Genomic DNA, 11,424 nt, shown 5'->3' on the forward strand with positions numbered 1-11,424 from the left:
CCGTTGGCGCACACGGGCGCGGCCCTCGGCGGCGGTACACACGGGCGGGGTCCTCAGCGGCAGCAGTCGGGCTCGAGTCCCGGCGGCAGGCCCGTTCCGCCGAACACCGTGCGCGTGGGGCCGTGCCCGGTGAGGGCGGCGACCGCGAGGAGCACGGCGCCCGCGGTCCACGTGGTGCGCTCGGCGGGCCAGATCGCGTCGTCGGCGTAGACATAGCCCGTCCAGTACAGGCCGTCGGGGGCGCGGAGATGGCGCATCCAGCGCAGCATCTCGGCCGCGCGCTCCGGCGCGCCCGCGACCCAGAGCGCCAGGGCGAGCTCGGCGCTCTCGCCGCCCGTGACCCAGGGGTCGGATGAGACGCAGCGGGCGCCGAGCCCCGGCACCACGAACTCGTCCCAGCGCGCGGCCAGTCGGGCCGACGCCTCGGGCCCGGTGACCGCGCCGGAGAGCACCGGGTAGTACCAGTCCATGGAGTAGCGGGACTTGTCGAGGAAGCGCTCCGGGTGGCGGCGCACGGCGTGCGCCAGGCGCCCCGCGGCCAGCTCCCAGTCGGGCTGGGGGTCGCCCGCGAGCTCGGCGAGCGCGAGCGCACAGCGCAGCGCGTGGTAGCCGGAGGCCGAGCCGGTGAGCAGCGCGTCGGGGACGGCGGTGCCGTCGGGGTCGCGGCGCCAGCCCAGCTGCCCGCCGTCGCGTTGCAGCGCGAGCACGAACTCCGTGGCGGCACGCACGACGGGCCACATGCGGCGGCGGAACGCCTCGTCGCCCGTGGCCAGATAGTGGTGGAGAACGCCGACGGCGGGGTAGGCGCAGAAGTTGCTCTCGGCGGCCAGGTCGGTGGGGCGGGCGGCGTCGCCTTCGGCGTAGGCGGCGTGCCAGGAGCCGTCGGCGTTCTGGTGGTGGGCCAGCCAGTCGTAGGCGGCGGCGGCGCGCTCGTGCTCCCCCGCGGTGTCGAGGGCCATCGCGGCCTCGACGTGGTCCCAGGGGTCGAGGTGGTGCCCGGCGAACCACGGTATGGCGCCGTCGGGGCGCTGCGCCGCCGCGATGCCCGCGGCGGTGGCGGCGGTCTCGGCGGCGGTGAGCACGCCGGGGAGCGCGGGGCTGCGGCGCCGCTCGGTGCCGCCGGTCACGCGCGCCCCGAAGAGAGGCCGGTGGCCCGGGGCTTGGTGGCGTAGGCGACAAAGCTCTTGCCGAGCAGGGGGTTGAGGGCGCGCTCGGCGGCGCGCGTGGCCAGGGGGCGCTTCATCAGGTCCCACACCAGCAGCTTGTGGTAGGCGCGAACGGGCAGGGCCGTGTCGTTGTCCACGCCGACCGCGCACTTGAGCCACCAGTAGGGGGCGTGCAGGGCATGCGCGTGATGCGTGCCGTAGGGGCGCAGGCCCGCGCCGCGCAACCTGGCGAGCAGGTCGTCGGCGCGGTAGATGCGGATGTGGCCGCCCTCGACCCGGTGGTAGGCGTCGGACAGCGCCCAGCAGACGCGTTCGGGCCCGTAGCGCGGCACCGTCACGGCGATCCGGCCGCCGGGGCGCAGGACGCGGACGGCCTCGGCGAGCAGGCCCTTGTCGTCGGGGATGTGCTCCATGACCTCGGAGACGATGAGCGCGTCGAAGGTGTCGTCGGGGAACGGCAGCGCGAGGGCGTCGCCCACCAGGGCGCGGGCGCTCGCGCCTGGCGGCGCCTCGCCCGCCTCCCTCATGGCCGCCAACCAGCTGGCCGTCGTGGCGACTTCGTCAGGATCGCGGTCCAGGGCGACGACATGGGCGCCGCGCCGGTAGCACTCGAACGCGTGGCGCCCGGCGCCGCAGCCCAGGTCGAGGACGCGGTCCCCCGGGGCGAGGGGGAAGCGGGTGAAGTCCACGGTCAGCACGTGGTCGGCTCCTTACGGCGGTGCGGGGTGGTGCGTGGCGGTGCGTGGCGGTGCGGGGTGGTGCGGGGCGGTGGTGCGGGGGGCGCGGGGTGGGGCGTTCAGGGGGCGCGGTGGCGTGCGCGGGCGGCGCGTTCGGCGTGCGCGGCGCGTTCGGCGCGGTAGTGCTCGACGGTGGCGAGCGCGGCGCGTTGCCATGTGAAGCGCGCGAGAACGCGTTCGCGCCCCGCGGCGGCGATGCGGGCGCTCAGCGCGTCGTCGGCCAGCAGCCTGCCGAGCGCGGTGGCCAACGCGCCGGAGTCGCCGGGCGGAACGGCTAGGCACGTCTCGCCGTCGGGCCCGCTGACCTCGGGGATCGCGCCACCCGTGGTGGCGACCAGCGGGGTGCCAGCGGCCATGGCCTCGGCGGCGGGCAGGCAGAAGCCCTCGTACAGCGAGGGCACGCACGCGACATGGGCGCCGCGGACCAGCTCGGCGAGGTCGGCGTCGCTGATGCCCTTGACGAACTCCACGGCGCCGCCGAGCCCGAAGCGGTCGAGCGCCTCGGCGACGGGGCCGCGCTCGGGGCGGTTGCCCACGACGACGAGGTGGGCGCCCTGGTGCTCGGTGCGCAGCTTGGCCAGCGCCTCGACCAGGTGGATCAGGCCCTTGAGCGGCGCGTCCGCGCTCGACGTGGTGACGATGCGGCCAGGGACGCGCGGGGTGGCGGGGTCGGGGTGGAAGACGCGGGTGTCGGCGCCGATGGGGACCACATGGACGCGGTCGGGGCGCACGGCGAAGTCGTCGATGATCTCGCGGCGCGAGGCGCCCGAGACGGTCAGCACGGAGGGCAGGCGGCGCGCGACGCGGCCCTGCATGCGCGTGAAGCCGTACCAACGCCGCAGCGACGCACGGCGCTTGGCGCTCTCGGCGGCGGTCAGCTCGAGCCTGCGGTCCACGGTGATCGGGTGGTGGATCGTGGTCACGAGCGGCAGACCGTGGCGGCGCAGCGCCAACAGGCCGTAGCCGAGCGTCTGGTTGTCGTGGACGACGTCGAACGCCGTGCGGCGCCTGGCCAGTTCGCGCCGGGCGCGCAGCGAGAACGTCAGCGGCTCGGGGAAGCCGCCCGTCCACATCGTGCCGACCTCGAGGACGTCGATCCAGTCGCGGAACTCGCCGCGGCGCGGCGTGCGGAACGGGTCGGGCTGACGGTAGAGGTCAAGGCTCGGCAGCTCGGTGAGCGGCACGCCGTCGTCGAGGACCGGGTAGGGCTGGCCGCCGATGACCTCGACGCCGTGCCCGAGCGCGGCGAGCTCGCGCGAGAGGTGGCGGACGTAGACGCCCTGGCCGCCGCAGAAAGGATTGCCCTTGTAGCTCAGGAGCGCGATCCGCAACGGGCGGTCCTCGTCTGCCCCAGCTGCCACTCCTCGCCCTCCGCCCGTGATTACCCGCGGGTAGTGCCGCGGCTCCCGACGATAACGCGCTCTTCGGCGGCGGGAATACGATGACTCAGGTGATTATCGCCACCCCCCACAGCGCGTAAACTGCCTCACGTTTCAGCGTCGGCCCCGGAGCGGCCCATGACCACCGGCAGCAGGGCGGGACCCGCCCACCGGCCAGGCCCCGCCCACCGGCCGGGACCCCCTTCGGGCCAGGCCAGGACCGAGCGGCAGCGGGCCCGTCGGCGGCGCATCCTGGACGCCAGCACCGAGCTGGCCGCCGCGGGCGGCTTCGACGCCGTGCAGATGCGGGACGTCGCCGAGTCGGCCGAGGTGGCCATCGGCACCCTCTACCGCTACTTCCCCTCCAAGATCCATCTGCTGCTTGCGGTCCTGGAGGACCAGTTGGAGCGGTTGCGCGCGACGCTCAGGGAGCGCCCGCTCACCGAACGCGACCCCGCCGAGCGCCTGGCGCACACGCTCAAGCGGGCGTTCCGTTCACACCAGCGCGAACCCCGGCTCGCGCAGGCCATGATGCGCGCCCTCCAGCTGGCGGACGCCTCGGCGCGCGGGGAGTTCAGGGCGGTGACCCGGCTGACCACGGCGCTGCTCGTGGAGGCGTCGGGGCTGCCGGAGGCGGAGGCCGCGCGCCGACTGAGCGCGATCCGGGTCATCGCCCACACGTGGCACTCGTCGTTGCTGTACTGGGTCGCGGGCAACGCCACGCTCGCCGAGGCCCACGAGGACATCGAAACCGCCTGCCGACTGCTCGCCGGGGACGCTGCGCCGATAGAGTGACCGGCATCAGTTCATCCGAGGACGGGAGAAGCCGGTGCGAATCCGGCGCTGACCCGCAACCGTGAGTGGGCCCCGCGGGGCCCGCGCAGCCGGAGCGCCCGCCCGCGGAGCGCACTGGCCATCGGCCGCCGCATCGGCGGTCGGCACCGTCGAGGAGTACGGCGCTGCGCCCGGTGCCCCGCAGCGCGTCGCGCGCCGTGGTGGTCAGCCGTGCGGGCGGACCAGCACAGCGAAAGGCAACCCCGTGTCCCCCAACCCACTCCCGCGACCGAGCCGCCGCGCCACGGCGCGGGCCCGCGCTACCACCGCCGCCGCGGCGGCGGCCGCGGCCGCCCTGCTGACGGCCGCGACCCCGGGCTCGGCGGCAGGCGCGACCGCGCCCATCGCCCCCGCGCCCGTCCTCCCGGCGTACGCGCCCGCGCACGCGCCGGGGTCCGCCCCTGGATCCGCGCCCGCGCAGACGGCCGATCCACACGAGGCCCTGTTCGGCGAGGGCGACCCGCAGAACGACGCGGTGTGGCGGCAGTCGTTCGCGCTGCTCGGCCAGGACGCGGCCGGTTACACCCCGGCCGCGGAGGCCGTCGACTGGCTGCTGGCCCAGCAGTGCGACGACGGCTCGTTCCTCTCCTTCAGGTCCGACCCCGAGGCGCCGTGCGACGACGTGACCGCGGCCGACTCCAACGCGACGTCCGCCGCCGCGCAGGCGCTCGCCGCGCTCGGCGGCCACGACGAGGCGGTGGACCGCGCGGCGCGCTGGCTCGCCGGGGTGCAGAACGAGGACGGCGGCTGGAGCTACAACCCGGGCGCCGCGTCCGACGCCAACTCCACGGCGCTGGCGATCGGCGCGCTCGCCGCGGCGGGCGAGGACCCGGCGCAGACGAGGCGCGACGGGAGCTCGCCGTTCGACGCGCTCGCCTCGTGGCAGCTCGGCTGCGACGCGGCGAACGAGGACGAGCGCGGCGCGTTCGCGTGGCAGCCCGACCAGGAGAGCGGGGAGCTGTTCGCCAGCGACCTCGCGACGGCGGACGCGGTGCTCGCGTCCTACGGCAGCGGGCTGCTCGTCGAGCCGCCGGACGAGGGCGCGGGCGCGCCCACGCCGCTGGACTGCGGCGGCGAGGGCGGGACAGCGGGGGAGACCGAGGGCGGGGACGCGGCAGGGGACCCGACGGAGGGCTCGACGGAGGAGGCGCCGGAGGGCTCGACCGAGGAGCCGGGGGCCGAGCCTTCGCCGGAGCGCGCGTCGGCGTCCGCGGGCGCCGCCCACCTGGCCGACGCGCTCTCCTCGGGCGACCAGCACCTGGTCTCCACGCCCCCTGGCGGCGAGGAGCAGCCCGACTACCTGGCCACCGCGCGCGCGGTGCTGGCGCTCGCGGCCGGTGGCCACGAGGAGGAGTGGCGGGGCGCGTTCAACTGGCTCGCCGACAACCACCACTCCTGGACCGGCTGGTCGGACAGCCCCACCGCGGTGGGCACGCTGATGCTGGTCGCCCGCGTCGCCGACGTGGACGTCCACGACTTCGGCGGCGACGACCTGCTGTCCACGCTGAGCGCCCTTGGCCCCGCGCCCGACGAGGGCCCCGGCGTGGCGGCCGACGCCGCGGGCGAGAGCGACGACTCGGGCTCGGGCGGCGGCGCGCTGCTGTGGGTGCTCGGCGTCGGGCTCGCGATCGGCATCGCCATCGGCGTGTGGCTGAGCTTCAAGCGCCGGCGCGCGCAGGGAACACCCCGGCCATGAGGCGTCATCCGCGGGCGCGGTCGGCCGTCGCGGGGGCGCTCACGGCCGGGCTCGCGCTGGCGCTCACGCTCCCCACGGCCCAGGGCGCCATGGCCCAGGGCGTCGCGCCCCAAGGTGTCGCCGCCACGGCCCAAGGCGTCGCCGCCGCCACGGCCGACGAGGGGCGGGACGGCTATGTCTACTGGTCGTTCTGGCTCTGGGACGCCGACGAGGCTCGGTGGGTCTACGCGACCGAGGGCCCCGGCACGCGGCGGCCGGACGGCGGCGACGCGCTGGGCTTCCGGTTCACGCGGAGCGCGAGCCCCTCGGACGTGGAAGCGCCGCGCGACCCCGGCGACTTCGCCGCGATATGCGGCGCCGACGGCGGCGGTCGCGACGGCGGCGACGGGAACGGCGGCGGCGACGGGAACGGCGGCGGCGACGGGAACGGCGGCGACGCCCCCGAGGGCGAACGCGTCGCGCTGGTCATCGACTTCGGCACCGCCGACGCGGCGCCCCCCGGCGTGACCCCGCCCGAGCCGCGCGCCGAGTGCGCCCCCCTGCCGGACGGTGGCACCGCGGCCGAGGCGCTGGCCGCGACCGCCGAGCCGCTGCGTTACAACGCCGACGCCCTGCTATGCGCCATCGCCGGATACCCGGAGACGGGCTGCGCCGACCGCGTGCCCGCGGCCGGTGACGGCGCGGACACGGCCTCGGGCGACGGGGGCGACGGGGCCGACGGCGGGGGCGGCGGCCTCGCGTGGGCCATGGGCGTCGGCCTGGTCGCCCTGCTCGGCGGCGCGGCGTGGGCGCGCGCCAGGCGACGGCGGGCGTGAGCCGCGCTCCGTGGCGCGCGCCGGTGGCCACCCGGAGCAACGCCCTGCACGCCGGCGCGTGGTGGCTGTGGGCCTTGGGGCTCGCCACCGCCGCCTCCCGCACGACCAACCCCCTGCTGCTCGCCCTCATCGTGGCCGTCGCCGGCTATGTGGTCGCCGCGCGCCGCACGGACGCGCCCTGGGCGCACGCCTTCCGCTTCTTCCTGGCCCTGGGCGCCGTGGTGGTCGCGATCAGGGTGCTCTTCGCGATCGTGCTCGGCTCCCCGATCGGCGGCACCACGGTGCTGTTCACGCTGCCCGAGGTGCCGCTGCCCGACTGGGCGCAGGGGGTGCGCGTCGGGGGGCGGGTCACGGGCGAGGCGGTGGTGTTCGCGTTCAACGACGGGCTGCGCCTTGCCACCCTGCTGATCTGCCTGGGCGCGGCCAACGCCCTTGCCGACCCGGCCAGGCTGCTGAAGTCCCTGCCGGGCGCGCTCTACGAGGTGGGCGTGGCCGTCGTGGTGGCGATGACGTTCGCGCCCCGGCTGGTCGCCGATCTGCTGAGGACCCGGGACGCGCGGCGGCTGCGCGGCAGGAGCGACCGGGGGGCGCGGGCGCTCGTGGGGGTCGCTCGGCCCGTGCTTGAGGGCGCGTTGGAGCGTTCGGTGGCGCTTGCCGCCGCCATGGACGCCCGGGGCTATGGGCGCACGGCCGACGTGCCGCCCGGCGTGCGGCGCGCGACCACGGCGCTCACGCTCGGCGGCCTGCTCGGCGTGTGCGCCGGCTCGTACGGGCTGCTCGCCGCCGAGGGCGCCGCCCTCGGCGTTCCCCTGCTGCTGGTCGGCCTCGCGGCGGCGCTGGCCGGGCTGTGGCTCGGCGGCAGGCGCAGCGCGCGCACGCGCTACCGGCCCGACCGCTGGGGCGCGCGGTCCTGGCTGGTGTCGGGCGCGGGCGCCGCCGTCGCGGCGCTGATGGCCTGGGCGGCGGCCGACCACGCCGAGGCGCTCCAGCCGCCCGTCGCCCCGCTGGCCGCGCCCGAGCTACCGGTGCTCCCCGCCGCGGCCGTGCTGCTCGGCCTGCTGCCCGCCGTGGTCGCCCCGCGCCCGCGTGACCCGGCGCGGCCTGCCGCGCCGCCCGGGGCCCGCCGGGCCGCGCCGCCATCCCTGCCCTCCCCGAGGAGCCCCGAGTGATCCGTTTCTCCCAGGTCTCCATCCGCTACGCGGACGGCGCCGCGCCCGTGCTCGGGCCCGTGGACCTCACCGTTCCCGAGGGCGAGCTGTGCCTGGTCGTGGGCGCCTCAGGCACCGGAAAGTCGACGCTGCTCGGAGCGGTCTCCGGCCTGGTGCCGCACTTCACCGGCGGCACGCTCACGGGGCGCGTGACCGTCGCGGGCCGCGACACCCGCACCCACAGACCGCGCGAACTGGCCGACGTGGTCGGCACGGTGGGCCAGGACCCGCTGGGCCACTTCGTCACCGACACGGTCGAGGACGAGCTCGCGTACGGCATGGAGTCGCTCGGCCTGCCGCCCGCCACGATGCGCCGCAGGGTCGAGGAGACGCTCGACCTGCTCGGCCTGGCCGAGCTGCGCGACCGGCCGCTGGCCACGCTCTCGGGCGGTCAGCAGCAACGCGTCGCCATCGGCTCGGTGCTCACCCCGCACCCGCGGGTCCTGGTGCTCGACGAGCCGACGTCCGCGCTCGACCCGGCCGCGGCCGAGGAGGTCCTGGCCGTGCTCCAGCGGCTGGTGCACGACCTGGGCACCACCGTGCTGATGGCCGAGCACCGCCTGGAGCGGGTCGTGCAGCACGCCGACCGGATCCTGCTGCTGCCCGGTGGGGGCGCGCGGCCGGTCGTGGGCGAGCCCGCCGAGGTCATGGCGCGCTCCCCCGTGCACCCGCCCGTGGTGGGCCTCGGGCGGCTGGCAGGCTGGGATCCGCTGCCGCTCTCCGTGCGGGACGCCAGGCGCAGGGCCGCGCCCCTGCGCGACCGGCTCGGCGCCCGCCCGCCGACGGACGCGCCCGGGGCGGGCGCCGCCGAACGCGCCCCCCTGCTGACCGTGCGCGGGCTCACGGTCCGGCGCGGCGGGGCCGAGGTGCTGCGGAACGTCTCGCTCACCGTGGCGCCTGGCGAGACGGTGGCGCTGATGGGCCGCAACGGCGCGGGCAAGTCGACGCTGCTGCGCACCCTGGTCGGGATGCACGCGCCGGCGCGCGGCTCGGCCGAACTCGCGCCCCCCGCGGATGAGATGGGCGGCGCGCCCGCCGTTCCGCACCGGATGGGGCCCAAGGAGCTGCTGCGCCGGGTGGGTCTCGTGCCGCAGGACCCGCGCGACCTGCTGTTCGCCGAGACAGTCGCACAGGAGTGCGCGGCGGCGGACGGCGACGCGGGGGCGGCGGACGGGACATGCCGCGCGCTGGTCGCGCGCCTGCTGCCCGATGTCGAGCCGCGCGCGCACCCGCGGGACCTGTCGGAGGGCCAGCGGCTCACGCTCGCGCTGGCCGTGATCCTGGCCGCGGCGCCGCCCGTGCTGCTGCTCGACGAGCCGACCCGCGGCCTCGACTACGCGGCCAAGGCGCGGCTCGCCGAGGTGCTCGCGGAGCTGGCGGCGGCGGGCCACGGCGCGGTGCTCGCCACGCACGACGTCGAGTTGGCGGCCGAGGTCGCGGACAGGACGGTCGTGCTGGCGGACGGCGAGGTGGTGGCCGAAGGCCCGACCGACGAGGTGGTCACCGCGTCCCCCTCGTTCGCGCCGCAGGTGGCCAAGGTGCTCGCGCCGGGGCGGTGGCTGACGGTGCGTCAGGTGGCGGGGGCGCTGCGGGCCGCGACGGGCGGCGCGGGGTGAGCGCGCCCGCGCGGCAGGCGCGGCCGATCCGCCTGGGGAGGCGTTCGGCGGCGGCCCTGGCGCTGGTGTCGGCGGTCGGGGTGGTGGCGTTCGGCTGGCCGCTGCTCGCGAGTCAGCGCTCGGGCCTGGCGCACGTCTCCGACGCGCCCTGGCTGTTCGCGCTGCTGCTGCCGCTGCTGCTCGCCGTGGTGGTGGCGACCATCGCCGACACCGGCCTGGACGCCAAGGCCGTGGCGATGCTCGGCGTGCTCGCCGCGGCGGGCGCGGCGCTGCGGCCGCTGGGGGCGGGAACGGCGGGGTTGCAGCCGATGTTCTTCCTGATGGTCCTCGCGGGGCGGGTGCTCGGTCCCGGGTTCGGGTTCGTGCTCGGCGGGGTCACGATGTTCGCCTCGGCGCTGCTGACCGGAGGCGTGGGGCCCTGGATGCCGTTCCAGATGCTGGCGCTCGGCTGGGTCACGATGGGCGCGGGGCTGCTGCCGGGGGGGCACGCGCTGCGCGGGCGCGGGGAGCTGGCGCTGCTCGCGGCGTACGGCGCGGTGTCCTCACTCGGCTACGGCCTGGTGATGAACCTCCAGGGCTGGCCCTACATCGCGGGGATGAGCAGCGGCATCTCGTTCGTGCCGGGGGATCCACCCGGCGAGAACCTGACGCGTTACCTCGCCTATGTGCTGACCACGTCGCTCGGCTGGGACATCCCCAGGGCGCTGCTGACGGCGGGGCTCATCCTGGGCTGCGGGGGGAGCGTGCTGCGCGCCCTGCGCCGGGCCACGCGCCGGGCGGCCTTCGCCGCGCCGACGCGCTTCGAGTGAGCCCCGCGTGAACGGGGGCGTGCGTCAGGGTTCGATGGTGCGTTCTTCCAGCGCGCGCCGGGTGTTGGCGCCGTAGACGCCCACGGGGTCGCCCTCCACGCCCACGGCGGACTGGAAGCGCCGCACGGCCTCGACGGTGCGGTCGTTGTAGACGCCGGTGACCTCGCCGGTGTAGGCCCAGCCGAGCTGGAGCAGCCGCGCCTGGAGCTCGGCCACCTCGGGGCCGGTGTCGCCCGCGGACAGCACGGGTCGCTCCTCCTCGGGCGGCGGGTCCGAGGGGTCGGGCCCCGGATCGGTCGGCTCGGGCGTCTCAGGGGGGTCGGGCGGGTCGCTCGGCTCGGCGAGCGGGTCCGAAGGGGAGGGCGGCGGGGGCGCGGGCCGCCACGAGAACGGGTCGGGCTCCGGCTCCTGTGTCCGGGGCGGAGGCGGCGTGGGGTCGAGCGTGGGCGTGGGCGTCGGCGCGGTGGGCGAGCTGGGGCGCTCGGGGTCCTCCGTGGCGCCCTCCGCGTCGCGGCCCTCGCGCGGCCCTTCGGCGTCGCGCTCCGCGTCGCCGTCCCGGTCGGGGCGCGTGCTGCCGCCGTCGGGGAGGGCGAGGCTGGGCCCGTTCTCGTTGCGTTCGAGCGCCTCGTCGGTGCGGGAGCCGCCGCCGAGCAGCGAGGCGGCCAGGGCGGTGCAGCCCATGACGGCGGCGACGGCGCCGCTCGCCGCGGCGGCGATCCGGGTGCGCGAGCGGGGCTTGCGGTGCGCTCCAGGGGCGCGGAACGTTCCGTACACGCCAGCGTCCGACGGCTCGACCAGCATCGGCTGGAACTGCGGCGCCGAGCCCGGCACGGGCCAGGACGGCGGGGCGCCAGGACGGGACGCCCGAGGGCGCGGCGGCTCCAGCGGGAAGAGTGCCACATCGGCCGGGTCGGGGCCGTGCTGGGGCGGATTGACGGGACGGGACAGCGAGTGCGTGAGGCAGTCGCAGTCCGGGTCGCCGTTCGGCAACGCCGCGCGCCCGCAGACCAGACAGTCGGGCTGGCCGGTCATCGCGCCTCCCTCCCCGTCGACTGGTCGTGATTATGCACCACCCGAACGGGTGACGGAGGGCGCTCACCCAACAAGCCGGTCAGGGCGCATAACGCCAAAATTGCGCCAGGAAAGCACTAAATAACAACGAGG

General features: G+C 76.9%; 10 protein-coding genes. 6 read left to right on the top strand and 4 right to left on the bottom strand.

The window, feature by feature from the left end:
• Window positions 1–53: 53 nt before the first annotated feature.
• The 3 genes from DEH69_RS11095 to DEH69_RS11105 form a co-directional block, all read right to left on the bottom strand.
• On the bottom strand, window positions 54–1,127 hold the full coding sequence (locus DEH69_RS11095) for a prenyltransferase (protein WP_113686771.1): 1,074 nt from the start codon (window positions 1,125–1,127) through the stop codon (window positions 54–56).
• Complete coding sequence (locus DEH69_RS11100) at window positions 1,124–1,864, bottom strand: methyltransferase domain-containing protein (protein WP_113686772.1); 741 nt, start codon at window positions 1,862–1,864, stop codon at window positions 1,124–1,126. Before DEH69_RS11100 ends, DEH69_RS11095 begins: the two co-directional genes overlap by 4 nt.
• A 98-nt stretch (window positions 1,865–1,962) precedes the next feature.
• On the bottom strand, window positions 1,963–3,264 hold the full coding sequence (locus DEH69_RS11105) for a glycosyltransferase family 4 protein (protein WP_181727374.1): 1,302 nt from the start codon (window positions 3,262–3,264) through the stop codon (window positions 1,963–1,965).
• 156 nt (window positions 3,265–3,420) lie between these two features.
• Between DEH69_RS11105 and DEH69_RS11110 the strand changes: the two genes are divergently transcribed.
• From DEH69_RS11110 to DEH69_RS11135, 6 genes are all read left to right on the top strand, one after another.
• Window positions 3,421–4,077: a TetR family transcriptional regulator gene (locus DEH69_RS11110; protein ID WP_113686774.1), complete on the top strand. Its 657-nt coding sequence runs from the start codon at window positions 3,421–3,423 to the stop codon at window positions 4,075–4,077.
• Between the two features lie 244 nt (window positions 4,078–4,321).
• Window positions 4,322–5,812, top strand: coding sequence for a prenyltransferase/squalene oxidase repeat-containing protein (locus DEH69_RS33395; RefSeq protein ID WP_113686775.1), 1,491 nt, complete (start codon window positions 4,322–4,324; stop codon window positions 5,810–5,812).
• On the top strand, window positions 5,809–6,627 hold the full coding sequence (locus DEH69_RS11120; protein ID WP_113686776.1) for an SCO2322 family protein: 819 nt from the start codon (window positions 5,809–5,811) through the stop codon (window positions 6,625–6,627). The genes DEH69_RS33395 and DEH69_RS11120 overlap by 4 nt, the downstream gene beginning before the upstream one ends.
• Window positions 6,624–7,796 (top strand): energy-coupling factor transporter transmembrane component T, encoded by a 1,173-nt coding sequence (locus DEH69_RS11125; protein ID WP_258534589.1) that lies wholly within the window; start codon window positions 6,624–6,626, stop codon window positions 7,794–7,796. The genes DEH69_RS11120 and DEH69_RS11125 overlap by 4 nt, the downstream gene beginning before the upstream one ends.
• Window positions 7,793–9,451 carry an ABC transporter ATP-binding protein gene (locus tag DEH69_RS11130; RefSeq protein WP_113686778.1) on the top strand — a complete coding sequence of 553 codons (1,659 nt, stop codon included), beginning with the start codon at window positions 7,793–7,795 and terminating at the stop codon, window positions 9,449–9,451. The genes DEH69_RS11125 and DEH69_RS11130 overlap by 4 nt, the downstream gene beginning before the upstream one ends.
• Window positions 9,448–10,260 carry an ECF transporter S component gene (locus DEH69_RS11135; RefSeq protein ID WP_113686909.1) on the top strand — a complete coding sequence of 271 codons (813 nt, stop codon included), beginning with the start codon at window positions 9,448–9,450 and terminating at the stop codon, window positions 10,258–10,260. The genes DEH69_RS11130 and DEH69_RS11135 overlap by 4 nt, the downstream gene beginning before the upstream one ends.
• A 24-nt stretch (window positions 10,261–10,284) precedes the next feature.
• Here the strand turns inward: DEH69_RS11135 and DEH69_RS11140 are convergent, their stop codons facing one another.
• A complete protein-coding gene (locus tag DEH69_RS11140) occupies window positions 10,285–11,292 on the bottom strand; it encodes a peptidoglycan-binding protein (protein ID WP_113686779.1) in 1,008 nt (335 codons plus the stop codon).
• Between the last annotated feature and the right edge of the window lie 132 nt (window positions 11,293–11,424).

The sequence above is a fragment of the Streptomyces sp. PT12 genome (assembly GCF_003311645.1).
In the GTDB taxonomy this organism is placed as follows: domain Bacteria; phylum Actinomycetota; class Actinomycetes; order Streptomycetales; family Streptomycetaceae; genus Streptomyces.

What these genes read in the sequence shown, in the direction of transcription:
- DEH69_RS11110 (WP_113686774.1), top strand. Translation starts at nt 3,421, where the DNA reads ATGACCACCGGCAGCAGGGCGGGACCCGCCCACCGGCCAGGCCCCGCC.
- DEH69_RS11120 (WP_113686776.1), top strand. Translation starts at nt 5,809, where the DNA reads ATGAGGCGTCATCCGCGGGCGCGGTCGGCCGTCGCGGGGGCGCTCACG.
- DEH69_RS11140 (WP_113686779.1), bottom strand. Translation starts at nt 11,292, where the DNA reads ATGACCGGCCAGCCCGACTGTCTGGTCTGCGGGCGCGCGGCGTTGCCG.